General features: G+C 73.3%; 19 protein-coding genes. 11 read left to right on the forward strand and 8 right to left on the reverse strand.

Annotated elements, in window-relative coordinates:
- The first annotated feature begins 22 nt into the window (after positions 1–22).
- The 4 genes from AY578_RS25195 to AY578_RS25210 all read left to right on the forward strand — a co-directional run bounded on the left by AY578_RS25195 (position 23) and on the right by AY578_RS25210 (position 7,439).
- A complete protein-coding gene (locus AY578_RS25195; protein ID WP_019526392.1) occupies positions 23–4,180 on the forward strand; it encodes a SpoIIE family protein phosphatase in 4,158 nt (1,385 codons plus the stop codon).
- Positions 4,180–4,491 (forward strand): STAS domain-containing protein, encoded by a 312-nt coding sequence (locus AY578_RS25200; RefSeq protein WP_019526393.1) that lies wholly within the window; start codon positions 4,180–4,182, stop codon positions 4,489–4,491. The genes AY578_RS25195 and AY578_RS25200 overlap by 1 nt, the downstream gene beginning before the upstream one ends.
- A 106-nt stretch (positions 4,492–4,597) precedes the next feature.
- Complete coding sequence (locus tag AY578_RS25205; RefSeq protein WP_258905605.1) at positions 4,598–5,011, forward strand: STAS domain-containing protein; 414 nt, start codon at positions 4,598–4,600, stop codon at positions 5,009–5,011.
- Positions 5,012–5,279: 268 nt separating this feature from the next.
- On the forward strand, positions 5,280–7,439 hold the full coding sequence (locus AY578_RS25210; RefSeq protein WP_258905606.1) for a SpoIIE family protein phosphatase: 2,160 nt from the start codon (positions 5,280–5,282) through the stop codon (positions 7,437–7,439).
- A gap of 21 nt (positions 7,440–7,460) precedes the next feature.
- On the opposite strand, the gene AY578_RS25215 is transcribed toward AY578_RS25210, so the two are convergent.
- From AY578_RS25215 to AY578_RS25240, 6 genes are all read right to left on the reverse strand, one after another.
- Complete coding sequence (locus tag AY578_RS25215; RefSeq protein WP_258905607.1) at positions 7,461–7,868, reverse strand: NAD(P)-binding domain-containing protein; 408 nt, start codon at positions 7,866–7,868, stop codon at positions 7,461–7,463.
- Positions 7,869–8,141: 273 nt separating this feature from the next.
- Positions 8,142–10,349 carry a S1 family peptidase gene (locus tag AY578_RS25220; protein ID WP_258905609.1) on the reverse strand — a complete coding sequence of 736 codons (2,208 nt, stop codon included), beginning with the start codon at positions 10,347–10,349 and terminating at the stop codon, positions 8,142–8,144.
- A 34-nt stretch (positions 10,350–10,383) separates the two neighbouring features.
- On the reverse strand, positions 10,384–10,884 hold the full coding sequence (locus AY578_RS25225) for a hypothetical protein (protein ID WP_028960096.1): 501 nt from the start codon (positions 10,882–10,884) through the stop codon (positions 10,384–10,386).
- Positions 10,885–10,948: 64 nt separating this feature from the next.
- A complete protein-coding gene (locus AY578_RS25230; RefSeq protein WP_019526399.1) occupies positions 10,949–11,338 on the reverse strand; it encodes a hypothetical protein in 390 nt (129 codons plus the stop codon).
- Positions 11,335–13,335 (reverse strand): ALF repeat-containing protein, encoded by a 2,001-nt coding sequence (locus tag AY578_RS25235; RefSeq protein WP_258905613.1) that lies wholly within the window; start codon positions 13,333–13,335, stop codon positions 11,335–11,337. Before AY578_RS25235 ends, AY578_RS25230 begins: the two co-directional genes overlap by 4 nt.
- A 253-nt stretch (positions 13,336–13,588) precedes the next feature.
- Positions 13,589–14,833 (reverse strand): ALF repeat-containing protein, encoded by a 1,245-nt coding sequence (locus tag AY578_RS25240; protein WP_258905614.1) that lies wholly within the window; start codon positions 14,831–14,833, stop codon positions 13,589–13,591.
- Between the two features lie 663 nt (positions 14,834–15,496).
- Between AY578_RS25240 and AY578_RS25245 the strand changes: the two genes are divergently transcribed.
- Both AY578_RS25245 and AY578_RS25250 read left to right on the forward strand, forming a co-directional pair.
- Positions 15,497–16,225 (forward strand): endo-1,4-beta-xylanase XynA, encoded by a 729-nt coding sequence (locus tag AY578_RS25245; protein WP_019526401.1) that lies wholly within the window; start codon positions 15,497–15,499, stop codon positions 16,223–16,225.
- Positions 16,226–16,313: 88 nt separating this feature from the next.
- Complete coding sequence (locus tag AY578_RS25250; RefSeq protein ID WP_258905615.1) at positions 16,314–17,432, forward strand: substrate-binding domain-containing protein; 1,119 nt, start codon at positions 16,314–16,316, stop codon at positions 17,430–17,432.
- Here AY578_RS25250 and AY578_RS25255 read toward each other — a convergent pair.
- Complete coding sequence (locus tag AY578_RS25255) at positions 17,389–17,874, reverse strand: MarR family winged helix-turn-helix transcriptional regulator (protein ID WP_215047873.1); 486 nt, start codon at positions 17,872–17,874, stop codon at positions 17,389–17,391. The genes AY578_RS25250 and AY578_RS25255 overlap by 44 nt on opposite strands.
- A 286-nt stretch (positions 17,875–18,160) precedes the next feature.
- Between AY578_RS25255 and urtA the strand changes: the two genes are divergently transcribed.
- The 5 genes from urtA to urtE all read left to right on the forward strand — a co-directional run bounded on the left by urtA (position 18,161) and on the right by urtE (position 22,985).
- Positions 18,161–19,414, forward strand: coding sequence for an urea ABC transporter substrate-binding protein (gene urtA / locus AY578_RS25260; protein WP_215047872.1), 1,254 nt, complete (start codon positions 18,161–18,163; stop codon positions 19,412–19,414).
- Positions 19,415–19,484: 70 nt separating this feature from the next.
- The gene (urtB, locus tag AY578_RS25265) at positions 19,485–20,369 is read left to right on the forward strand and encodes an urea ABC transporter permease subunit UrtB (protein ID WP_019526405.1); all 885 of its coding nucleotides are present in this window, start codon (positions 19,485–19,487) and stop codon (positions 20,367–20,369) included.
- Positions 20,366–21,505, forward strand: a complete 1,140-nt coding sequence (gene urtC / locus AY578_RS25270; protein ID WP_019526406.1) for an urea ABC transporter permease subunit UrtC — start codon at positions 20,366–20,368, stop codon at positions 21,503–21,505. Before urtB ends, urtC begins: the two co-directional genes overlap by 4 nt.
- Positions 21,502–22,287, forward strand: a complete 786-nt coding sequence (gene urtD, locus AY578_RS25275) for an urea ABC transporter ATP-binding protein UrtD (protein ID WP_215047871.1) — start codon at positions 21,502–21,504, stop codon at positions 22,285–22,287. Before urtC ends, urtD begins: the two co-directional genes overlap by 4 nt.
- A 5-nt stretch (positions 22,288–22,292) precedes the next feature.
- Positions 22,293–22,985 (forward strand): urea ABC transporter ATP-binding subunit UrtE, encoded by a 693-nt coding sequence (gene urtE / locus AY578_RS25280; protein WP_137208774.1) that lies wholly within the window; start codon positions 22,293–22,295, stop codon positions 22,983–22,985.
- Positions 22,986–23,089: 104 nt separating this feature from the next.
- Here urtE and AY578_RS25285 read toward each other — a convergent pair whose 3' ends face one another.
- Entirely contained in the window at positions 23,090–24,466 is a 1,377-nt protein-coding gene (locus AY578_RS25285) for a cryptochrome/photolyase family protein (RefSeq protein WP_215047870.1), read from the reverse strand.
- Between the last annotated feature and the right edge of the window lie 9 nt (positions 24,467–24,475).

The raw sequence follows: 24,475 nt of genomic DNA on the forward strand, positions 1-24,475 counted from the left end.
GGCATGAGAAAGAGGGGGTCGCGTGGAGCGTTCAGGCCTGCCGGGAGACGGCGTCGACGCGCAGGTGTTCACCTCCGACCCCGAGGTCGGCGCGGATCTCGCCCGTGTGGACTGGGCGGCGACACCGCTGGGCGCGCCGCGGGAGTGGCCGCAGAGTCTGCAGACGGCCGTCAGCATCCTGCTCTCCTCCCGGTTCCCGATGTGGATGGCCTGGGGCGAGGAGCTGACGTTCTTCTGCAACGCCGCCTACCGGCGCGACACCCTCGGCCGGAAGTACCCGTGGGCGCTGGGACGGCCCGCGAGCGAGGTGTGGGCGGAGATCTGGGGCGACATCGGCCCCCGTATCGACGCCGTGCTCGGCACGGGTCGCGCCACCTGGGACGAGGGGCTGCTCCTCTTCCTGGAGCGGTCCGGCTACACCGAGGAGACCTACCACACCTTCTCCTACAGCCCGCTGCGTGACGACGCCGGCCACGTCGTCGGCATGCTGTGCGTCGTCAGCGAGGACACCGAGCGGGTGATCGGCGAGCGGCGCATGGCCACCCTGCGCGACCTCGGCTCCGACCCCAGCGTGATCCGCACCGAGCAGGAGGTGCTGGCCTTCGCCGACCGGCAGCTGTCCCGCAACCCGCGGGACCTGCCCTTCACCCTCACCTACCTCTTCGACGGCGACGACGCCCGGCTCGTCGGCGCGACCGGCGTCACCCCCGGACCGCCCCTCGCGCCCCCCGTCCTCCCCGCATCCAGCGCCGAAGGCCCTTGGCCCGTCGCCGCGCTCGCCGACGGGGAGGCGCGGCTCGTCCCGCTGACCGGCGCCCCCTTCGACGGCCCGCCCGGCGGCGGCCGGCCCGAGCCGCCCGTGGAGGCGCTCGTGGTCCCCCTCCTCCAGCAGGGCAGCGCCCCGTACGGCTTCCTCGTCGCCGGGCTGAACCGGTACCGCGACCTCGACGACCGCTACCGGGGGTTCGTCGAGCTGGCCGCCGGACACATCGCCTCCGGCATCGGCAGCGCCCGCAGCTACGAGGCCCAGCAGCGGCGCGCCGAGGAACTGGCCGAGCTGGACCGGGCCAAGACCACGTTCTTCTCCAACATCAGCCACGAGCTGCGCACCCCCCTCACCCTGATCATGGGCCCCGTCGAGGAACTGCGGACCCGGCTCGCCGACGCGGGCGAGGACATACGGACCGAGCTCGACGCCATCCACCGCAACGGGCTGCGGCTCGGCAAACTCGTCAACACCCTGCTCGACTTCTCCCGTATCGAGGCCGGCCGCATGCAGGCCCGCTACGAGCCGGTCGAACTGGGCGCGGTCACCGCGGAGTTGGCCAGCGTCTTCCGCTCGGCCATCGAGCGGGCCGGGCTCACCTTCCAGGTGGACTGCCCCGCCCTGGACGAACCGGTGCACGTGGACCGCACCCTGTGGGAGAAGGTGATCCTCAACCTCCTCAGCAACGCGCTGAAGTTCACCTTCGAGGGAACGGTCCGCGTGACCGTGCGCCGCTCCGGCCCGCACGCGGTGGTCACCGTCGCCGACACCGGGACCGGGGTGCCGGAGGCGGAGATGCCCCGCCTGTTCGAGCGTTTCCACCGCATCGAGAACGCCCGCTCCCGGTCCAACGAGGGCAGCGGCATCGGACTCGCCCTGGTGCGGGAGCTCGTCGGGCTGCACGGCGGCACCATCGACGCCGCCAGCACCGAGGGCGAGGGCACCGCCTTCACCGTCCGCGTGCCGTTCGGCACCGCGCATCTGCCCGAGGGCTCCGTGGTGTCCGAACCGGCCGCCGTCAGGGCCTCGGCCACCGCCGACCCGTACGTCCACGAGGCCCTCCGTTGGCTCCCGGTGAGCCCGGAGGGCGCGGCGGACGGTGACGGCCCGGAGGGGACGGAGGCCGCCCCGCTCGGCACGGACGCCGGACCCGCCCGCAGCGCACGTGTCCTGGTCGCCGACGACAACGCCGACATGCGCGAGTACCTCACCCGCATCCTGACCGCCGGGGGCTACGAGGTCACCGCCGTCACCGACGGCGTCGAGGCCCTCGACGCCGCCCGCCGCCGCACCCCCGACCTCGTCGTCAGCGATGTGATGATGCCCCGGCTGGACGGGCTCGAGCTGGTGAGCAGGCTGCGTGGAGACTCCCGTACGGCGTCCGTGCCGGTGCTGCTGCTGTCGGCCAGGGCCGGGCAGGAGGCGTCGATCGAGGGGCTGCGGGCCGGTGCCGACGACTACCTGGTGAAGCCGTTCGCCGCAGCCGAACTGCTCGCCCGGGTCCGCGCCAACGTCGAACTGGCCCGGCTGCGCGGCCACCACCTGCGCTGGCGCACCGCGCTCGTCGACTCGCTCCAGGAGGCGTTCTTCGTCTGCGACGAGTCCGGCGCCGTCGTGGAGATCAACGCGGCGTTCACCGACATCCTCGGCTACGGCACCGAGGACCTGCCGTACGCCCCGGTCCACCCCTGGTGGCCGGACGCGGTCACCCATCCGGGCGCGCACGAGCAGGCCGGCGACGCCTTCGCCGGACTCCTCGAGAACGCGCGGGGCTCGTACACCGTGCCGGTCACCCGCCGCGACGGCCGGCGTCTGTGGATCGCGGTCACCTACAACAAGGCCGAGGACCCGGAGACCGGACGCCGTGTCACCGTCGGCACCTTCCGCGACGTCACCGCCCAGCACTACGCCGTCCAGCGCGAGACGGCGCTCGCCGCGCTCAGCACCTCGCTGTCCCGCGCCTCGAACATGCGCGAGGCGCTGTCCGGCGCCCTGGACCAGCTGCGGTCGCTGTGGCACGCGGACGTCGTGCTGGCAGCCGTCTTCGACGGCGACGACGCCCCCGCGCTCACCGCCACCGACCCGGACCTGCGCTGGGACGGCCTGCCGGAGGGACTGCGGGAACGGCTCGGCGCGCTGCGCGGCCGGCCCCCGCTGACCGTGGTCACCGAGCACAGCGCCGCGGGCGTTCTGCTGGAACACCCGCAGGGCCCGCTGACCCTGTGGGTCGACCTGGGCGGGGACCGGCCGTTCACCTCCGAGGACGAGCTGCTGCTGTCGCTGCTGTCCGGGCACCTCGCGCAGGGCCTGGTGCGCGCGCACCAGATCGACCAGCAGCGTCAGGCCGCGATCGCCCTCCAGCGCGCCATCCTCGGCCCCGCCCGGCTCCCCGACGGGTTCGCCGTCCGGTACGAACCCGCCTCGCGCCCGCTGGAGGTGGGAGGCGACTGGTACGACACCGTCACCCTGCCGGACGGGCGCACGGGGATCGTCGTCGGTGACTGCGTCGGACGCGGTCTGGAGGCGGCCAGCGTCATGGGGCAGCTGCGCAGCGCCTGCCGCGCCCTGCTGCTCCAGGACCCCAGCCCCGGCCGCACGCTGGCGGCGCTCGACCAGTTCGCGGCCGGTCTGACGGGCGCCCTGTGCACGACCGTGTTCTGCGGTGTGCTCGACCCCGCCACCGGGGAACTCACCTACTCCGGCGCCGGGCACCCGCCCGGCATCCTCGTCCACCCCGACGGCACCGTACGGCTGCTGGAGGAAGGGTGCGCCCTGCCCCTCGCCGTACGTCCGGGCCGTACGCGCCCCGAGGCCACGTGCTCCCTGCCCGCCCGGGCCACGCTGCTGCTCTACACCGACGGTCTCGTCGAACGGCGGCGGCTGCCCCTCAGCACCGGCATCGAGCGGGCGGGCCACGCCGTGCGGGAGGGCCGCGACATGCCCGTCGAGGACCTCGCAGGCGCGGTGATGGCGCGGCTCGCCCCGGCCGGCGGGTACGACGACGACGTGGCGCTGCTGCTGTACCGCCACCCCGCCCCGCTGGACATCACCTTCCCGGCCGAGTCCTCCCAGCTCGCCCCCGTGCGGAGGGCGCTGAGGGGCTGGCTGGCCCAGTGCGAGCTGCCGCCCAACGCGGTGCAGAACGTCCTCGTCGCCGTCGGTGAGGCATGCGCGAACGCCATCGAGCACGGCCACCGGCACACCCCCGGGGACGACGTACGGCTGCGCGCCGTGGCGCTGGTGGACAGCCTGCGGGTGACCGTGGCCGACAGCGGCCGCTGGAAGGACCCCCAGCCCGGCGCGAACGCGCACCGCGGCCGGGGCATGCCCCTGATGCGGGCGATGATGCAGCAGGTCACCGTCTCTCCCGGCCCGTCCGGCACCACCGTCGACATGCAGATGAGGATCGCCTGATGACCACTCCGCTCACCCTCGTGCCCGGACGGGGTCCCGACGGCGCCGGACGTCTCGCCGTCGGCGGCGAGATCGACATGAGCAACGCCGGCCGTCTGGCCGAGGCCCTGGACAGCCGTCCCGGCCCCCTCGTCGTGGACCTGACGGAGGTGGAGTATCTCGACAGCGCGGGGCTGAGCGTGCTGTTCGCCCACGCCGAGAGACTGGAGCTCGTCGTTCCGCCGTTGCTCGAACCCGTCCTCACCGTCTCGGGCCTCGCCGGTCTCGCCACCGTCCACCTCTCCGGCGCCCCGGACGCGCCGCAGGGTTGACCGGCCCGGACCGGGGAATCCGCAAGGTGCCCGTCCACTCCGGACGCCCGCGCGCCGGCGGCACCCGCCGCCGTACGCCGTACCGGAGCCCGACCGCCCAGGAAAGATGCCCCAGGTGAGTGACGCCCTCGGCACGACCGTCCGGTACACCGGCGAGTGCACCGCCGTGGTCGTCGTCACCGGAGACGTCGATCTGCACACCGCGCCCGAGCTGCGGGCGGAGGCGCGGACCGCGATGACCCAGGGCGCCCGGCATCTGGTCCTGGACATGGGCGGGGTGGACTTCGTCGACTCCACCGGCCTCAGCACCCTCATCGTCCTGCTGCACGCCACCCAGGACGCGGGCGGCTCGCTCCGCGTGGCGTGCGTGCCCGAGCGGCTGGTGCGCATGGTGACCATGACCGGCATCGCCGAGCTGCTGCCCGTGCACGAGACGGTCGCGGAGGCGCTGGCGGCGCTGGACGCGGGTGACACCGGGGACGCCGGGAACGCCGCCGGCGGGACCGACCCGTCCCGGTGACCCGCCCGTCAGGGCCCTCCGCCTTTTCACCGACGGGCGGTCCCGCACGCCCCTGCCCCGGCCGAGGGAACCCCGTTCGTTGCGCCACATCCCGTCATGGGCGGCGCCGTCCGGGGCAGCCGGGACGCCAGGACACACGGTCCGGCGGCGGACACGGACCGGTGCCGGGGGGAAGCGGCGCCGGACCGGCGTACGCGGCGGCGGAGGGGACGAGATGAGACCTGGGCGGGAACCGCGGACAGGGGAGGGGACACGCCCGTCACCGGCGGTGCGGGACCGGGACGACGACCTGTCGGTACTGTTCGGCATGTCCACCGCGCTGTTCGCCTCCATGGCGGGCCCTGCCCATGTGCTGGAGGCCGCGAACCCTGCGTTCTTCACCGCCATCGGGGGCGGACAACGGGAACGGACAGGGGTGCCGCTCGGCGATCTGATGCCCGAACTGGAGGCCCAGGGCTTCCTCCGGCTGCTCGACCAGGTCTACCGGACGGGGGAGCGGCACGTCGGCCGGGACACCCGCGTCGTCATCGGCGCCGGCAGCCGGGCCCGTGAGGCGTACTTCGACTTCACCTACGAGGCCCGCCGCGACGCCGGCGGCAACGTCGTGGGCGTCCGCATGATCGGCGTCGAGACCACCCAGGCCAAGCACGCCCGGCGGCTGGCCGCCGAGCAGCGCGCCCTCCTGGAGCAGATCGCCCGTCAGGCCCCGCTGCCCGAGGTGCTGGAGGGCATGTGCCGGGTGATCGAGGAGCTGTCGCCCGACGTCATCGTCTCGGTGCTGCTCGCCGACGAGGAGGGCCGGCGTCTGCACCACGGCGCCGCGCCCAGCCTGCCCGCCTTCTACAACCAGGCCATCGACGGCATCGCCGCCGGTGAGGGCGTCGGCTCCTGCGGCACGGCCGCGCACCGGCGCCGGATGGTGATCGTCACCGACATCGCCACCGACCCCCTGTGGGACGGCTTCCGTGAGCTGGCCGCCAGGGCGGGGCTGGCCGCGTGCTGGTCCACCCCGATCCTCGGGCGTGAAGAGCGGGTGCTCGGCACGTTCGGGATGTACCACCGCACACCGCGCGCCCCGCAGGACGCCGACCTCGCGCTGGCCGGCATGTTCGTCGACACCGCGGCCCTGGCTGTCGAACGGCACCACGCCGAGCGGGACCGGCGCATGGCCGACGCCCGGGAGAAGGCGGCCCGCGACGACCTCTCCTACCTGCTGACCGTCAGCACCGCGCTGGCGGGACCGCTGGAGGAGGGGCAGACGCTCCGCCGCCTCGCCGAACTGGCCGTTCCGGCGCTGGCGCCGCTCGCCGCCGTGGACGTCCTGGAGGCCGGACGGGTGCACCGGGTGGCGGCCGCCGCCGTGACCGGGCGCGCCCGTGAACTGCTTGCGTCCCCCGGTGCCGCCCGGGAGTTCCTGGAGACCGAGGACGACGCCGTCGCACGTGTCCTCGCCACCGGCCTCACCGAGGTGGCCCGCCGCACCCCGGCCGGCCCCGGACCGTGGGAGGAGCTGGGCGTCACCGGGTACCTCTGCGTCCCGCTCATGGACCGGGAGCTGCCCTTCGGCGTGCTGAGCCTCTACGCGACGGACGACGCCGCCCTCGACGGCCACCGGATCGCGCTGGCGGAGGAGGTCGCCCGCCGCGCCGCCTCGGCCGCGCACAACGCGCGCCAGTACGCGCAGCGCGCCGCCCTCGCCCGCGACCTCCAGACCGGCCTGCTGCTGCCGGACCTGCCCGACGTCCCCGGCGCGCAGATGGCCGCCTTCTACCATCCGGCGGGTCAAGGGCTCGACATCGGCGGCGACTTCTACGACGTCTTCCCCCGCGGGGACGGCAGCTGGTCCTTCGTCCTCGGCGACGTCTGCGGGCGCGGCGCCAAGGCCGCCACCACGACGGCCCTGGTGCGGCACACGGCCCGAGCCGTCGCCCCGCTCCTCGACGACCCGGTCGCCGTCGTCAAGGCCGTCGACAGAGCCCTGAACGACCGCAACGCCCAGCAGAACAACGGCTTCGTGACGCTGGTGTACGGCCATCTCACCCCGGCCGGGGACGGCCTCGCCGTCGAGCTGGTCCGGGCGGGCCACACCCTCCCCCTTCTGCTCGACTCCGGTCACACGGTGACCCCGGTCGAGGCCCACGGCGGCCTGATCGGCATCGGCGTCCCGCCCCGCCTCGACGCGGTCCGCTTCACCCTGCGCCCCACGGAGAGCCTGGTGCTGTACACCGACGGCATCACGGAGTGCCGGGGTGAGAACACGGAACAGTACGGGGACGCCCGCCTGGCCAAGGCCCTGGCCTCCACCCCGGCCCACCCTTCCGCAGCGGAGATCGTCCGGAAGCTGACGGAGGACATCCGGGCGTTCACGGACGGGCGGAGGGTGGACGACGACCAGGCGGCGCTGGTGGTGACGGCGGAGGGGCCGTGACGCACGGCGCGGGCGGTGAGGTCAGGCCGGCTCGCGGTTCAGGTCTGCTCGCCGAGGAGCCGGTGCGGCCCGGCCGCGGCGCGGTTGAGCGCCACGATGTCCTCGAAGGTCCGGTCGTCGGGTGACCAGGAGCCGATGACCGCCAGGACCGCCTCCCGCCGTACCCCGCCGTACCCGCGCGGCCTCGGGGCCGGCGAGCGCGAGAGCCCCGCGCAGCCGCCCGGCGTCCAGGCCGGTGCAGCAGGCCGGGGTCCCCGCCTGCATGCGCCACCCGTCGTCGGCCGTGCCCGCGTCGACCGGGTCGAACCCGGTGTCGTCGACCAGCTCCATGACCAGCTTCCTGGCGCCCGGATCGGTGCCGGCCACGGGTACGGCGAGGCGTCCGGGGGCTCCCGCGGGCCGGCCTTCGTGCGCGGGGGCCGTCTGCACGAAAGCGTTCCACGCGCGGACGACCGGTCGTCGGCGACAGCGCGGTCGAGCGGCTCGGCCCGCACGTCACGGCCGTACCGGTCACCGGGCTGCCCCCGAGGGAGGTCCTGCCGGCCTGGCCGCCCGAGTCCCGTGACGCACGCATCGCGAGCCTGCTCGACCTGGTTCCCGGTGACGGCTGATCCTCGCGGCACACGCAGACGGCCGCGGACGGCACAGGGCCCCGCCGGGACGCAGCCCGGCGGGGCCCGATGTGCGGTGCCGCGCTGGCTGCTAGCGCACCGCGTAACCGAAGTACTCGCCGTGGGCGGGGAGTCCGCCCTGGCCCGGCTGGTACGTGGTGGCGGGCGTGCTGGTGCCGCCCGTCACGGCGTTCGCGAACGGCAGGACGTGCACGGCACCGGTGGCGGCGGGACCGTACGGCATGCCGATGTAGAGGTTGCGCGGGGTGAAGTGGATGCTCGTGCCCATCTTGGCGCCGGCGCTCGGCGGTCCGGGGACGCCGTCGCCGTCGCCGGCCTCGATCCACAGGTCGTTGAGGCCCGACGCGCCGATCAGGGAGAAGGTGTGGACGGCGCCGGCGTCGGCCACGCCCGCGAGGTCCTCACCGGGGACACCCACGGCCAGCTTCAGCGTCTCGGCCGAACCGACCTCCCGGGGCGCGGTGTTGACCGCGCTCAGGGAGGAACCCGTGGCGTCGCCGGCCTCGATGGTGCCGGAACGGTCGTCGTCCGCGGTGCCCTGGTTGAGCGCGCGCACATAGGTCCACGTGCCGTCGCCCTTGAAGTGCAGGAGGAGGACGTTGCCCGCGCCGGCGAGCTGCGGGCCGCCGGTCGTGGCGGCCAGGGCCTCGCCAGGAGCCCCGATCGCGAGGAACGAGTCGGTGGCCGTGGCGGCGCCGGCCGGACGGTAGGCGACCAGCGCGAGAGCCTGGCCGAACTTGTCACCGGCCTCCGCCCCGGCGTTGATGTTCGCGTTGTCCTGGTCGAGGCCCGTGACGATGGTGGGCCGTCCGGCGGCGTCCAGCGTGTGGCTGAACACGGCCAGGTTGCCGGCGTTCGCGTCGCCGCCGATGGCGTCACCGGGGGCGCCCACGGCGATGAAGTTGGAGTCGCCCGCCACGGCAGTGCCGAAGGTGTCGTTCGCCTCGGCCGCGCCGGGGACGTTCGGCGAGTCCTGGCTGATGTCGATGCTGGTGTCGCCGTGCACGTAGAAGGCGGCGCCCGCCTTGGCGAGCGAACCGATCGCCTCGCCCGGCGCGCCGATCAGGACCCACGGCCTGCCCTCGGCGGTGGTGCCCGCATCCAGGGCGGCGCCCATCCGGTCGTTGCTCTCGGGCTTGGCGGTGGCGAGGGAGCCGGTGCCGGCGCCCTGCTCGAGGTGGCGGGCGGCCGGACCGCTGCCGAGGCCGTCCTTGCCGCCGAACAGGATGTCGACGAAGCCGGCGTCGGTCGCGGTGCCGAGGTCCTCCTCGGACGCGGAGACCACGAGGTCGGTGTAGCCGTCCTCGTTGTAGTCGACGGTCGCGAGGTGGTTGCCGAAGTGGTCGCCGGGCTCGGAACCGCCGGGCACCCAGTCGAGGTCCTGGGTGAGCTCCGCGGTGCCCTTGCCGCCGCCGTACACGACACGGACCAGACCCGCGGTCTTGTCACCGTCGACCGTGGCCATCGGGTCGCCGACGGCGATGTCCTCGACGGCGTCGCCGTTGAAGTCGACGATGCGGGTGCCGCCGGCCTTCTCCGCGACCCAGGCGGCGAGGTCGTCGACGCGCGCGACGACGCCCGCCGTGGAGGTCTGCGCCTCGTCGGTGCCGAGGCAACCGCCCTGCGAGGATCGGCTGGTGAGGCCGACGAGCGTGCCGCCGGACAGCACCGGGCCGCCCGCGTCGCCCATGCAGGCGGCGACCCCGCCCTTGCCGGTGACGTTCGCGGAGGTGGCCGCGGCCGAGTCCACGGTGTAGACGCCGGTGTGCAGCTGGTTCGGCGCCCACACGGTCTTCGTCCGGCCGTATCCGGCGAAGGTCAGCTCCGCGCCGGCCGCGGGCGCGCCGGCGGCGAACGTCGCCGGGGTCACGTTGGTGACGGGCCGGCTGAGGCGGGCCAGCACCACGTCGCGGTCGGTGCGCGGCACCAGCTCGACGACGCGGCGCTCGGCGCCCTGCGTGCCGTTGAGGTCGGAGCGGCCGACGACGGCGGTGGTGGCCTTGGCGGGGACGCCGGCCGGGACGGCGAGCGAGACGGCGGGGTCCTCGGCGAAGCAGCTCGCCGCCGTCAGCAGCCACTCGGGGTCGACGAGGACGGCGGAGCAGCCGCGGTCGTGGGCGCCGACGGTGATCTTCGCCGTGTAGGCGTACGTGGTGTCCGAGGCGGCCACCGGCGTGCCGCCGGTGACGGCGAGGGCGGGCGCCGCGCTCAGCGCGAGCGACCCGGCGGCCAGGACGGCGCAGAGCGCGGCCGGCCGAGGACGTCTGATGAAGGACATGAAGGTGGGTTCCGCAATCATGGGGAGGCGGGGCTCAGTTGGTGACGTGGATCTCGACCAGGACGTGCTCCCGGCCGTCGACGGACTCGCCGACGCCCGCCCAGGTGTCCGCCGGGATGTCGTACTCGACCTGGTCGTCCTCGGCCGTCATCTCCAGGTGGGTGTTGGCGGAGTCGTCCGTCTTCACCCCGTGCACCGAGGGCAGTTCGAGGGTCAGGAAGCCGGTGTCGGCCGTGACCGCGAAACAGACGTCCTCACGGTCGCGGGCGAGGAACCGCAGCAGGTCGGCCCCCGCGGCGCAGTCGGCGAGCACGATGTGGCCGTCGCCGCGCTTGAGGACGATGTCCTGCACGGCCAGGATCTTGTCGGCGTCCGGGTAGGCGTAGTCCTCCACGGCGTAGCCGGGCGCGTCGTCGGCGACGGCCTCGGCCGGGGAGCCGGCCGCGGCGCCGCCCTGGGCGAGCACCGCCCAGGCCAGCGCTCCGGCGGTGGCCGCGGCGCCCAGAAGGCGCACGAGTGCGTTGCGTGTGGTCATCACAGTCCTAGAAGGTCTAGAAGGTCGTGTCTGACGGGCTTGCGCCCATGGGGAAGAGGGCGGCTCAGTGCGCCCTGTCGTACGTCTGTGTGACGGGACCGTCGGGATCGAGGCGGAAGAACAGCGAGTCCTGGTCCTCCACGTAGAGCTGGATCCCGCCGGTGGCGCCGAGTCCGCCGTCCTGCACGCCCAGGTACACGAAGTCGTCGGACGTGTCCGGCTTCTCGTAGTCCCAGGTGCCGCTGAAGTCGGCCGGCTCGGCGCCCTCGTCCGTGGTGACCGCGGTGGCCGTGAACGTCCCGTCCGCCGAGAGCTCGATGCGCCCGCCGTCGTCGTTGCGGTAGACACCGGGCAGCTTCCGCGGGTCGATCTCCTCGCCGCACCCCGAGACGAGCAGGGCGGCCGCGGCGAGCACGGCGGACAGCCGCCGTGCCCGTGCCGTCCCGCGCCTCACGGGCCCAGGGTCACGTCGAACTCGATCACCTGGGTCTTGGGCGACATCGGCCCCTCGTCACCGACGACCTTGTCGACGAACGCGCCCACGGTGTCGCTCCACCAGTCGGTGTACCCGATGACCGGGGGGTGCGTCGCCGACTCGATGTCGGACTCGTTGTACGCGGTGTACCGCCAGGTGACCGAGCCGTCCGCGTTCTCCCGCACGGGAGTCATCCGGACCTGGTGCGAGCCGAGGAACGTGTACGCGAGGTTGCCGGTGAGCCCGGCCGTGGCGAGCGTGCCGTAGTCGGTGAGGTACTTGCCGACGCCGTCGAAGCCGCTGAGCTGGTAGTCGTACATGTACGTCTTGCCCAGCTGGTACTTCCCGGTGCGCTGCCACTCCCTGAGGAAGTACTCGATGACGCCCTTGGTGTGGGCGTGCTCGCGGTAGAGACGGGTGAACTCGTCGTTCGGGCCGAAGCACTGCGAGCGGGGGCCGTCGCCGTAGAGCCAGCTCCAGCCCAGCTCCCACGGGTTGGTGCTGTTGCGGTGCTCGATCGGGTCGCCGAACGGCGTCAGGCAGCTCTCCGCTCCCTCGGGCAGCCCGGTCTCGCCGTCGATCGGCACCTTCGCGTTGTCGATGGCGTCCTGGATCGCCTGCCGGATCGCCGCCTGGATCACCAGGATCCGCGCCTCGGTCGCGGCCCGCGCCGCCTGGGCGTAGGACTTGCCCGCCGCCAGTTCCGCCTGCCGCGCCTTCGTCGCGGAGGCCTGCGCGTCGGCGGCGTAGGACGCGGCGGTGGAGGCGGAGCGCACGGCGCGGTTGGCCGCGTCCCGTGCCACGGCGCTCGCCTTGCGGGCCGTGGCGGCCGCCTTGGCGGCGGTCTGTGCGGACGCGGCGGCGGAGGCGGCGGACGTTTCCGCGGCCTCGGCGTTCCTGCGGGCCTCCTCGGCGGAGACCTTGGCGTCGGCCGCCCAGCCCTTCGCCTTGTCGGACCACTCGGTGGCCTCGTCGGCGGCCTGACGGGCGAGCGCCGCGGCCTCGGAGGCGTACGCCGCGTCCTCGAGCGCGTCCTGGGCGACCTTGGCCGCCCGGGCGATGGCCGCGCGGATCGCGCTGATGTGCGTGGCGTGGTCGTGGTCGATGCGCGCGAACTCGTGCTGCGTCGTCCCGATGAACTGGCGCAGCATGTGCGTGTCGCCCTCGAGGGCGACCTGCGCCGCGGCCCGTACGTAGGGACCGCCGCTCGCCAGCAGCGTGGTGGCCGCCACCCGGTCGTCCTCGTGGACGGCCGCGGCGCGCTCCACGTGCAGGAAGGCGTGCAGCGCCTCGGCGGAGCCGTCCGTCAGGGCGGCCTCGGCGGCCTTCCGCACGGCCGAGCCGGTGGCGGGGTCCGCGAGGAGCGTGGTGACCTCCACCTCGTTGTCGTCCCGGGCCGCCTCGACCGCGCCCCTCTCCAGGAACGTCCTGACGGTGGCGGCGTCCTCGGTGCCCAGCGCCGAGGCGGCGGCCTCGGCCACCTTGCGCGTGGAGATCGCGGCGACGGCCGCGGCGTTCTCCGCGTTGTCCTGCTCCAGGGCGATCAGCCGGTCGGCCTCGATCCAGCGCAGGACGTCCTCGTCGGAGCCTGCCAGCGCGAACTCGGCGGCCTCCCGCGTCCAGGTGCCGGACCGTTCGAGGAGCAGGACCGCGGCCTGCCGTCCCTTGTCCACGGCCTCCCCGGTCCGGCCCTCGGCGAACGCCGTGTCCATCGCGGTGATCAGCGCGAGGAGTTCACCGGAGAGCCGCGCCTGCTGCGTCCGCTCCTGGTTGGCGCGCTCCAGGAGGTCGGTCTCCGCGCGCCGCTGCTGCTGGGCGACCTCGATCGCTTCCTCGGTCTCCTCGTTCAGCCGGGCGATCTCGGCCTCACGGGCCTCCTGTTCGACCTCCCGCGCCTCGGTGACGGCGTCGTAGGCCTTGTTCGCGGCCTCGACGGCCGCGTTCGCGGCGGCGGTGGAGCGGTTGGCGTAGTCCACGGCCTTGCCGGCGTTGGCGGCCGCCTCCTCGGCGGCGGCGGCCGCCTTGTCCGCGTGGTCGGCCGCGCTGTCGGCGGCGTCGGCCGCGGTGCGCGCGCGGCCGCCGATCTGCGGACAGGGTGGAGGCCGGCTCGCGGCGCGTGGCCCGGCCCGCGCGCTCGGCGATGGCGGCCTGACGCTGCGCCTCGGCGGCCTGGGACTGCGCGGCCCGAGGCCGCGCGGCGTCGGCGGAAGCGCGCGCGCTGCGGCCGAGTCACCGCGGCACCCGCGCGGCGATACCCGCGGACTCCGCCGCGTCGGAGGCGAGGGCCGCGAGCCGCGCCTTCGCGGCGACCGTGCGGACCCAGCTGACCATGGCCTTCGCGGCCTGCGCCGCCTGGTTGCGGCCTCTGCCATGTTCGCGTTCTTCGACGCGCTGATCGCGCGTGGTAGGCACGCGACGCGGCGCCCCCCGGCGCGGCAGCGCTGCGGCGGCGTTCGCGGCGGACACCGAACGGCGGGCCGCGGCCTGCGCGGTGCGCGAGGCGGACACCGCGGTCGACGCGGCGGCCGCGGCTCCCTGCGCGGCCCGTGCCGCCTTGTTCGCCGCCTTCGCCGAGCGCTGCACGTCCTGTTCGGCGGCCAGGGCCTCGGCCTTGGCCTCCAGCGCGGCCGTCTTGGCCTTCTCGGCCGCCTGGACCGCCTGCTCCGACAGCTCGACGGCCTCGTCGGTCTTGCGCTCGGCGAGCTTGCCCTCCGACTCCACGATCTTGACCAGCTGCTGGATCGTGGCGGTCTCCTCGTCCCGCGCCCGGGCGATGTACTGCCCCGTCGTCAGGAACCACTGGATCGCCCGGGGCGAGCCGTCGTCGAGCGCCCGCTCCGCGTACTGGCGCACCTGCGGCGAGGCGGTGACGAGGATCGACGTCACCTGGACGCGCTGGTCCTCGTGGAGCGCGTCGTACTGCCCGGTGCTGAGGAAGGACCGCAGTGCGAAGTCCGTCCCGGCCGTCAGCGCCTCGGAGGACTCGCGTTTCACGGCCTTGCCGCCGTGCGCGTTGACCGTGGTGACGGCCACCCGCAGGTCCTCGCGCACCGCGGTCTGGAAGCCGCCGCCGAGATAGGCGGCGACGGCCGCGTCCCCGCCGGACAGCGCCTCGCCGATGCCCGTGCGCGTGGCCTTGCCCGCGCTGACCAGGGCCTGGGTGAGGGCGAACCGGTTGTCCTCGGCCTCGGCCGCCGGCAGCCGCTCGCCGAGGAACGCGGACACCGCGTCCGTGTTGCCCACGAGCGCCGCCGCCGCGGCCGTCCGCACCGCACGGCCGCCCGTCCGGTACGCCCGTACGACCTTGGCGCGGTCGGTGTCGGGCAGCCCCGCGCCGCCGTCCGCCGGCACCGGGTCCGCCGCGTACGCGGGCCGGGACCCGAACACCCCCAGGGGCACCGCGGTCCCTGCCGCGATCCCGCCCAGGATGGCCAATGACTGACGTCTGCTGAATATCTCCCGTGCCTCCGGCATCGGGACCCCCTTCTCGGCTCCGAGGGGACATCCCGCCGCCCCCCCCGCGGTTCAAGGCCCCTATGGAAACGGGATCTTGGCGGCCCGTCCAACGCCAGAAATCACCTGGAAACAGGGGTAACCCTGGGTTACCCGGAGTGATGCGCGTCACGATGAGAAACGGTTGTAATGCTGTCGGTAACGAAGTGCCGAGGGCCGGGAATTGGCCGGAATCCGGCGGCTGGCAGCAGGCGCGGCTTCGGTGGACGGCGTGGCGTGAACTCGCCGATGGCCGAAATCTCGCGGGGTCGCGGGGTGGACTTCGTTATCTCGGGCCGGAGCGTCCGTGGGACGCGCCCGGGCGCGACGAAACTTTCGCCGGACGTGTACAGGCTTGCGAGTTGATCGCTTGGCGACGCATGCATCCAAGGGAAGGTATACGGCCTTCATGATGTGTGACCTGCGCTGATGGATCGCACCATTCCCGAAGTGTGAAGAGCAAGTTTCCGAAAGGCTGCCGAAACTGTTGACACGCCCATGTCGCCCTACGAACACTGTGGCCACCGCACGACAGCCAACCCCCGTGCCCCAGGCGTCACTTGGGAGCCACGGTGGTCGGCCCTGCAAGGCAGCGGGTGGCACCAGCCGCCCGGCCCCCCCACCAGCCTTCATTCGGGAGGACGCATGAACCAGGACGGCAAGCGGTACGAGTCCGAGCAGAACCCGCGCCCCTTCATGGGCCTGAGCCGGCGCGGCTTCCTCGTCGGCACCGGCGCGGGCGCCGCCGCGGCCGTCGCCGGGTCCGGGCTGCTGCTGCCCGGCACCGCGCACGCCGCCACCACCATCACCACCAACCAGACCGGGTACGACGGCATGTACTACTCGTTCTGGACCGACGGCGGCGGCTCCGTCTCCATGACGCTCAACGGCGGCGGCAGCTACAGCACCCAGTGGACCAACTGCGGCAACTTCGTGGCCGGCAAGGGCTGGGCCAACGGCGGGCGCCGGACCGTCCGGTACAACGGCTGGTTCAACCCGTCGGGCAACGGCTACGGCTGCCTCTACGGCTGGACCTCCAACCCGCTCGTCGAGTACTACATCGTCGACAACTGGGGCAGCTACCGGCCCACGGGTGAGTTCCGGGGCACCGTCTACAGCGACGGCGGCACGTACGACATCTACAAGACGACCCGGTACAACGCCCCCTCCGTCGAAGGCACCCGCACCTTCGACCAGTACTGGAGCGTCCGCCAGCAGAAGGTGACCAGCGGCTCCGGCACCATCACCACCGGCAACCACTTCGACGCCTGGGCGCGCGCCGGGATGAACCTCGGTGACTTCCGGTACTACATGATCCTGGCGACCGAGGGCTACCAGAGCAGCGGCAGCTCCACCATCACCGTCTCCGGCTGACGCCGGACACCTCGCCCTCCCCGGCCGGCGGTCTCACCCTGCGAACCGCCGGTTGGGGAGCTCCACCCGGGCCGCCATCATGGGGGCCATGCACAGTCCGCCGCCCCGTCTCCGTGCCCCCGAGTGGTTCACGGCCGACGGGTCGACCCTGAACGTCGCCCTCGTGTACCCGATGCGGGGGCCCGCCGGCATCTTCGGCCCCACCTGCGAGTCCTGCGCACGGCTCGCCGCCGAGGAGATCAACCGGGACGGCGGCGTGCTCGGCAGGGAGCTGCGGCTGCTGGAGGTCGACGGCGGCGCCGAGCCCCGGCAGGTCGCCGACGAGGTCGAGGCACTCGTCGCCACCGGCGCCGTGCACGGTGTCACCGGCTGGCACATCTCCTCCGTACGGCAGGCCGTCGCCCCGCGCATCGCGCACCGCGTGCCGTACGTCTACACCGCCCTGTACGAGGGCGGCGAGCGCACCGACGGCGTCTACCTCACGAGCGAGACGCCCTCCTGGCAGCTGCTGCCCGCGATGCGGCTGCTCGCCGAGGAGCGGGGTGTGCGCCGCTGGTTCGTCGTCGGCAACGACTACGTGTGGCCCCGGCGCACCGCCCGAGCGGCCCGGCGCTACGCCCGCGAGAGCCGGGGGCGCGTCTGCGGCGAGGCGTATCTCCCGCTCGGCGCCGACGAGTTCGCCGGGCTGCTGCGGCGCATCGAGCGCGCCGACGCCGACGGGGTGATCGTGCTCCTCGTGGGCGGCGACGCCGTCCGCTTCAACCGCGCGTTCGCCGCCGCCGGGCTCGACCGGCGCTGTCTGCGGCTGTCCACGCTGATGGACGAGAACATGCTCCTCGCCGGCGGCCCCGAGGCCACCGTCGACCTCTACAGCACGGCGGGGTATTTCGCCTCGCTCGCCGACCGCAACACCCTCGACTTCCACGGCCGTCACGCCGCCCGCTTCGGCGCCGACGCGCCCGTGCCCGGCAGCCTCGGCGAGTCCTGCTACGAGGGCGTGCGGCTGCTCGCCGCACTGGTCGAACGGGCCCGCACCCTCGACGTGTCCGCCATCGGCGCGACCGCCGCCGACGTCCGCTACGAGGGCCCGCGCGGACTGCTCGGCCTGGACGGACGGCATGTCCGCCAGCGCATCTACCTCGCCGAGGCGGACGGGCTCGACTTCAACGTCCTCGCCCAACTGCGCTCCCCGCACGGCCTGTTGTGACCCCGTCCGGCGCCTCCTCCCACGCGTCACCGAGCCGGGCCAGCAGCGTCCGCAGCACGTCCTCGTCCTTTGGGGTCAGCGGCCCCGCCTCCGCCCACTCCGCCCGCACCGCGCCCGACACCTGCTGCCAGCGCTCCAGGCCCCGTGGGGTGAGCTGCGCCAGGACGCGGCGCCGGTCCCTCGGGTCGATGCGGCGGAACACCAGGTTCTGGTCGACGAGCTGGTCGATCAGCTTCGTCAGCGTCGGCGCCGGCAGGAACGCGTGGCCGGCGACGGCCGTCATGGTGTGTCCCGCGCCGTCGGACAGCAGGTCGAGCACCCGCCATGCCTCCACGGAACAGCCGAACTCGTCGAGCACGGACCGGATCCGCGCCACCGAGAGGCGCTCGGCCCGCGTCAGCAGATGAAGCAGTTCCTCGGGCCGCCGGGGCCGCCTCGCCATTCCACTCCTCAGCATGCGTCCACAGAGTACGTCCCCGCCCCGGGGACGCGTCGAGCGTACCCGCCGACAACACTCCCCTTGCAGCGCATTGACCCGAACTGATCCTTTCCCGCGGAAGCAATAAAGGCGCGCCGGAATGCCGTTGGATACGGTTCGTCAATTGCGCGGAAACGCCGGGGAAACAGTTCCGCCCCAGGCTGTGGACGCACTTCGGCGACCGGCCCGGAGAGTCCACCCACTCCGTCCCCGCATCCCTCGAACGCCCCTGTGGGCAAGGAGGTTCCGCATGTCCGGCATCGGTATCAGCAGGCGAGGTCTTCTGACCGGTCTCTCCGTCCTCGGCACCTCCGCCGCGCTCGGCGCGTGCGGCGCCAAGACCGGCAGCGACACGTCCTCCGCGTCGGGCGCGAAAGCCGACACGTCCGGCGACACGGTGAAAGTGGGCCTGCTGAATTCGCTGTCCGGCACCATGGCCATCAGCGAAGTCACCGTGCACAACGCGCTTCTTCTCGCCGTCAAGGAGATCAACGCCGCCGGCGGCGTCCTCGGGAAGAAACTGAAGCCGGTCAGCCAGGATGGCGCCTCCGACTGGCCCACCTTCGCAGAGAAGGCGCAGACCCTGATCACCGACGACAAGGTGGCCGCCACCTTCGGCTGCTGGACCTCCGCCAGCCGCAAGGCCGTCAAGCCGGTCTTCGAGCGCAACAAGTCGCTGCTGTTCTACCCGGTGCAGTACGAGGGCCTGGAGCAGTCCCCCTACATCTTCTACGTCGGCGCCACCACCAACCAGCAGATCGTGCCCGCCCTCGACTACCTCAAGAAACAGGACCTCACCCGGCTCTACCTGGTCGGCAGCGACTACGTCTTCCCGCGCACCGCCAACAAGGAGATCCGCGCCTACGCGAAGGCCAACGGCATGGAGGTGGTCGGCGAGGACTACGCGCCGCTCGGCTCCACCGAGTTCGGCACCATCGTCAACAAGGTCAAGGACGCCGGCGCGGACGCCGTGTTCAACACCCTCAACGGCGACAGCAACGTGGCCTTCTTCAAGGAGTACAAGTCCGCCGGACTCACCGCGAAGAGCCTGCCGGTGCTGTCGGTGTCCATCGCCGAGGAGGAGGTCAAGAGCATCGGCACCCAGTACCTGGAGGGCCAGCTCACCGCCTGGAACTACTACCAGACCACCCCCGGCACGGCGAACGACAGGTTCGTCAAGGCCTACCAGGCCGCCTACGGCAAGGACAAGCCGACCTCGGACCCGATGGAGGCCGCCTACATCTCGGTGTACCTGTGGAAGGCGATGGTCGAGAAGGCCGGCTCCTTCGACGTGGCCGACGTGAAGGCCGCGGCCGACGGCATCACCTTCGACGCCCCCGAGGGCAAGGTCACCGTCGACGGCGCCACCCAGCACGTCCACAAGACGGCGCGCATCGGGAAGGTCGGCGCGGACGGCCTGATCACCGAGGTGTGGAACTCGGGCGCGCCGATCGAGCCGGACCCGTACCTCAAGGGCTACGACTGGGCCTCCGGCCTCTCCTGAGCCCCGCGCGCCCCTGCGCGCCCCGCCCGTCCCCGCCTGACTCCGTCCGTCCCCGATCCGGAGCCGCCTCATGACGGTCGTCCTCAACCAGTCCTTCACCGGCATCAGCATCGGTGCCGTGCTGCTGCTCATCGCCCTCGGACTCACCCTCACCTTCGGGCAGATGGGCGTCATCAACATGGCGCACGGCGAGTTCATCATGGCCGGCGCCTACACCGCGTACGTCCTCCAGCAGGCGGTCGGCAGCGCGGGCGTCTGTCTGCTCGTCGCCCTGCCGCTCGCGTTCCTCGTCGCCGGGGCGATGGGCGCGCTCCTGGAGTGGCTGCTCATCCGGCGGCTCTACACCCGGCCGCTGGACACCCTGCTGGTCACCTGGGGCGTGTCCCTCATGCTCCAGCAGCTCGCGAGGGACGTCTTCGGAGCCCCCAACGTGCAGACCACCGCCCCGGACCTGCTCACCGGGCACGTCTCCGTCGGCGGGGTGACCCTCGCCAACAACCGGCTGTTCATCCTCGGCATCGCCCTGCTGTGCGTCCTCGCCCTCACGCTGATCCTGCGGCTCACCCCGCTCGGCCGGCGCATCCGGGCCGTCGTACAGAACCGCGACCTGGCCGAGGTGTCCGGCATCGCCACCGGACGCGTCGACCGCACCACCTTCTTCATCGGCTCGGGCCTGGCGGGCGTGGCCGGCGTCGCGCTCACCCTGGTCGGCCCGATCGGCCCGACGATGGGCACCAACTACATCGTCGACGCCTTCCTGGTCGTGGTCGTCGGCGGCATCGCCCAGCTCAAGGGCAGCGTCATCACGGCCTTCGCGCTCGGCGTGCTCCAGTCGGTCCTGGAGTACTCCACCACCGTCAGTGTCGCCAAGGTCGTCGTGCTCGTCGCGATCGTCGTGTTCCTCCAGTGGCGACCCCAGGGCCTGTACACACTGCGCACCCGGAGCCTCGCATGACCACAACGACCTCACCCGCCGGGACGACGGCCACGGAACCGCCCGTCACCGAGCCCCCGGCGCCGTTCCTGGAGCGCTTCCGCGTCCCCGGCGCCTTCCTCATCGGCGCGGTGCTCCTGCTCGGCATCGCCCCGCTCGCCCTCTCCGACTTCCGGCTCAACCTCCTGGCCAAGTACCTGTGTTACGCCGTCGTCGCCGTCGGCGTCAGCCTCGCCTGGGGCCGCGGAGGGCTGCTGGTCCTCGGCCAGGGCGTCTTCTTCGGGCTCGGCGGCTATGCCATGGCGATGCACCTCAAACTCGCCGACGCCGCCGTCACCGGTCAGACCCTGCCCGACTTCATGCAGTTGTACGGCGCCGGTGACGCCCTGCCGTGGTGGTGGAAGCCGTTCGCCAGCCCCGCGTTCGCCCTCGCCATGACCGTGCTGCTGCCGATGGCGGTGGCCGCGGTGCTGGGCTTCTTCGTCTTCCGCCGCCGGGTGAAGGGCGCCTACTTCGCGATCCTCAGCCAGGCGCTGGCCGCCGCGTTCGCCGTCTGGCTCGTCGGCCAGCAGGCCACCACGGGCGGCACCAACGGCCTCACCGACATCCAGGGCTTCTTCGGCTACGACCTCGACGACCCGGTCAACCAGCGGATGGTGTACTTCGTCGTCGCCGCCGTGCTCCTGCTGCTGATGGCCGCCGCGCGGCAGCTGTTCGTCAGCCGCTACGGCGAACTCCTCGTCGCCGTACGGGACTCCGAGGAGCGCGTGCGGTTCCTCGGCTACAACCCGGCCAACGTCAAGCTCGTCGCGTACGTCGTCGCGGCCGGCATGGCGGGACTGGCCGGCGCCCTGTTCGTGCCCGCCGTGGGGATCATCTCCCCGGCGCTGACCGGCATCGTGCCGTCCATCGGCTTCGTCATCGGCGCGGCCGTGGGCGGGCGGGCCAGCCTGCTGGGCGCGGTGCTCGGCGCGGTCGCCGTCGCCTGGACGCAGTCCACCCTGTCGGACGCGTACCCGGCCGCGTGGACGTACCTCCAGGGTCTGCTGTTCGTGGTGGCGGTCGGCTTCCTGCCCGGGGGACTCGCCTCCCTGGTGACCGTACTGCGGCGCAAACGGCGTACGACCGACGACCCCGTGACGGGAGGAGCGGCATGAGCGGCGAGGGACTGACCGTACGCGGCCTGCGGGTGACGTTCGACGGGTTCACGGCCGTCGACGGCGTGGACCTCGACATCCGCCCCGGCGACCTGCGCTTCCTCATCGGACCCAATGGGGCCGGCAAGACCACCCTCGTCGACGCGGTCACCGGGCTCGTAAAAGCGAGCGGATCGGTCCGCTTCGGCGGTGAGGAGCTGCTGGGGCGGCCCGTGCACCGCATCGCGCGGCTCGGGATCGGCCGTACGTTCCAGACCGCCACGGTCTTCGAGGAGCTGACCGTCCTGCAGAACCTGGACATCGCCGCGGGGGCCGGACGCGGCCCGCTGACCATGCTGCGGCGCCGCAAGGGTGTGCCCGAGGAGGTGACCCGGGCGCTGGAGACCACCGGCCTCACCGCCCTGCGCGACCGCCCGGCGGGTGTGCTCGCGCACGGCCAGAAGCAGTGGCTGGAGATCGGCATGCTGCTGGTGAAGGACGTACGGCTGCTGCTGCTCGACGAGCCCGTCGCCGGCATGAGCCACGACGAACGCGAAGCCACCGGGCGGCTGTTGCGGCGGATCAGCGAGGACCGCACGGTGGTTGTCATCGAGCACGACATGGACTTCATGCGGTCCTTCGCGCGCAGCGTCAGCGTCCTGCACGCCGGCAAGGTGCTGAGCGAGGGCTCGGTCACCGAGGTGCAGGCCGACGCCCGCGTCCAGGAGGTCTACCTGGGCCGCGCCTCCGAGCCCGAACCCGAACCCGGGCCGGCCGCCGTCCCCGTCGCCGAGGAGGCGTGAGACCCATGCTGCAGATCCAGTCCGTGCGGGCCGGGTACGACCGCACCACCGTGCTGCACGGCGTGACCGTCGAGGTGCCGAAGGACGGCGTCGCGGCCGTCCTCGGCCACAACGGCGCCGGCAAGAGCACCCTCCTGCGCACGGTCATGGGGCTCCTCCCCGCGTCCGCCGGCACGGTCCTGCTGGACGGCGAGGACATCACCCGCCTCGCCCCGCACAAACGGGTCGCCCGCGGTGTGGCGTACGTGCCGCAGGGACAGCAGAGCTTCCCGCACCTCACCACCGCGGAGAACCTCCGGCTCGTCGCCGACGGCCGCCCCGACGGCCAGGAGGCCGTCGCGGAGGCGCTGGACCTCTTCCCGGTCCTGCGGGAGCTGTCCGGACGCCGGGCCGGTCTCCTCTCCGGCGGCCAGCGCCAGCAACTGGCCATCGCCCGCGCCCTGGTCACCCGGCCCCGGCTGCTGCTCCTGGACGAGCCGACCGAGGGCATCCAGCCGTCCGTCGTCGCCGAGATCGAGGAGACGATCCTCGCCCTGACCCGGCGCGGCGGCCTGTCCGTCCTCCTGGTCGAACAGCATGTCGGCTTCGCCATGCGCGCCGCCCAGCGGTACTACGTCCTGGAGGCCGGACGGGTCACGTCGTCGGGCGACGGGGGAGCGGAGGCGGAGGGGACGGTACGGGCGGCGCTCAGCGTGTGAAGTCCCGGACCACCGGGCGACCGGTTCCGTGCAGGGGCTCCGGCGTCGGGGACGCGGGCGGCGCGGGAGGTGCCGGCCGGGACGGCTGGCCCCTCGTCCGGGCCTCAGTCTCGGCCCCGCGCGTGACGGAAACGAGCGAGCCCCTCGGCGAGGTCGACCACCGGGTCCGGGTAGCCGAGGGCGTCGCGCCGCTCCGGCGGGAGGCGCCACGGCTCGTGGATCTGCCGGGCGTCGACGTCGGCGAGTTCCGGGACCCAGCGGCGTACGTACGCGCCCCGCGGGTCGAAGCGGCGGGCCTGGACCGTGGGGTTGAGGACCCGGTGGGGGCGGGTGTCGGTGCCGGTGCCGGCGGCCCACTGCCAGTTGAGCTGGTTGTTGACGACGTCGCCGTCCACCAGCAGGTCCAGGAAGTGCCGGGCGCCGATCCGCCAGTCCACGTACAGGGTCTTGGTCAGGAAGCTCGCCGCCAGCAGGCGCGCCCGGTTGTGCATCCAGCCCTCGTGGCGCAGCTGTCGCATGGCCGCGTCGACGATCGGGTAGCCGGTGCGTCCGTCCCGCCAGGCGGCGATGTCCTCGGCGGCGTCCTCCTCGCCGCGCCAGCGGTCGTCGCGGGTGCGGTAGTCACGCCAGGACGCCTCGGGGCGCGCCGCCAGCACCTGATGGTGGAAGTCGCGCCAGCACAGCTGACGCACGAACGCCTCCGCGCCCGGACCGCCCTGCTCACGGGCCCGGTGGATCGCCTCCGCCGCCGAGAGCGTCCCGAAGTGCAGGTACGGCGACAGCCGCGAGGTGGCGTCACCCGCGAGATCGTCGTGCCGGTCCTCGTAGGCGGCCATGCCTCCGGAGCGTGACCACCGTGCGAGCCGGTCCCGGCCGGCCTTCTCCCCTCCCGGCGGAAGACCGGGGGAGGTGCCGGACACGTCCGCGCGGACGGGCAGCGGCTCGCCGCGCACCCCCTCGGGGACGCGGACGGCGCGGGGCGCGGCGAGGGGCGTGCGTAGGGTCTGCTGCGACCAGCGGCGCAGGTACGGGGTGAAGACGCCGTAGTGGCCCGAGCCGGCCGGGGTCACCGCACCCGGGGCGAGCGCGGTGATCACCGCGTCGTGCACGCGCAGCGCCACCCCGGCGACGCCCAGCTCCTTGCGCAGCAGCTCCTCACGGCGGTGGGCGTACGCGGTCACGCCCGCCGCCATGTGCACTTCGGCGGCCCCGCACGCGGAGGCCACCGCGCACACCTCCGGCACGACCGGCCCCGAGCGGACCACGAGCCGCCCGCCGCGCTGTCGCAGCGAGGCGTCGAGGTCATGGAGGCAGTCGGCGAGGAAGGCCCGCCGGTTGGGCGCGTCGAAGCCGGCCGCGTGGATCCCCGGGTCCCGCACGAACAGCGGCACCACCTCGTCCGCCGACCGCAGAGCCGCGCGCAGCGGGGGGTGGTCGCGCAGACGCAGGTCCGCGGTGAAGAGGACCACGGAGACGGTCACGGGTCACTC

The organism is Streptomyces thermocarboxydus (assembly GCF_024760485.1).
Taxonomy (GTDB): Bacteria; Actinomycetota; Actinomycetes; order Streptomycetales; family Streptomycetaceae; genus Streptomyces; species Streptomyces cellulosae.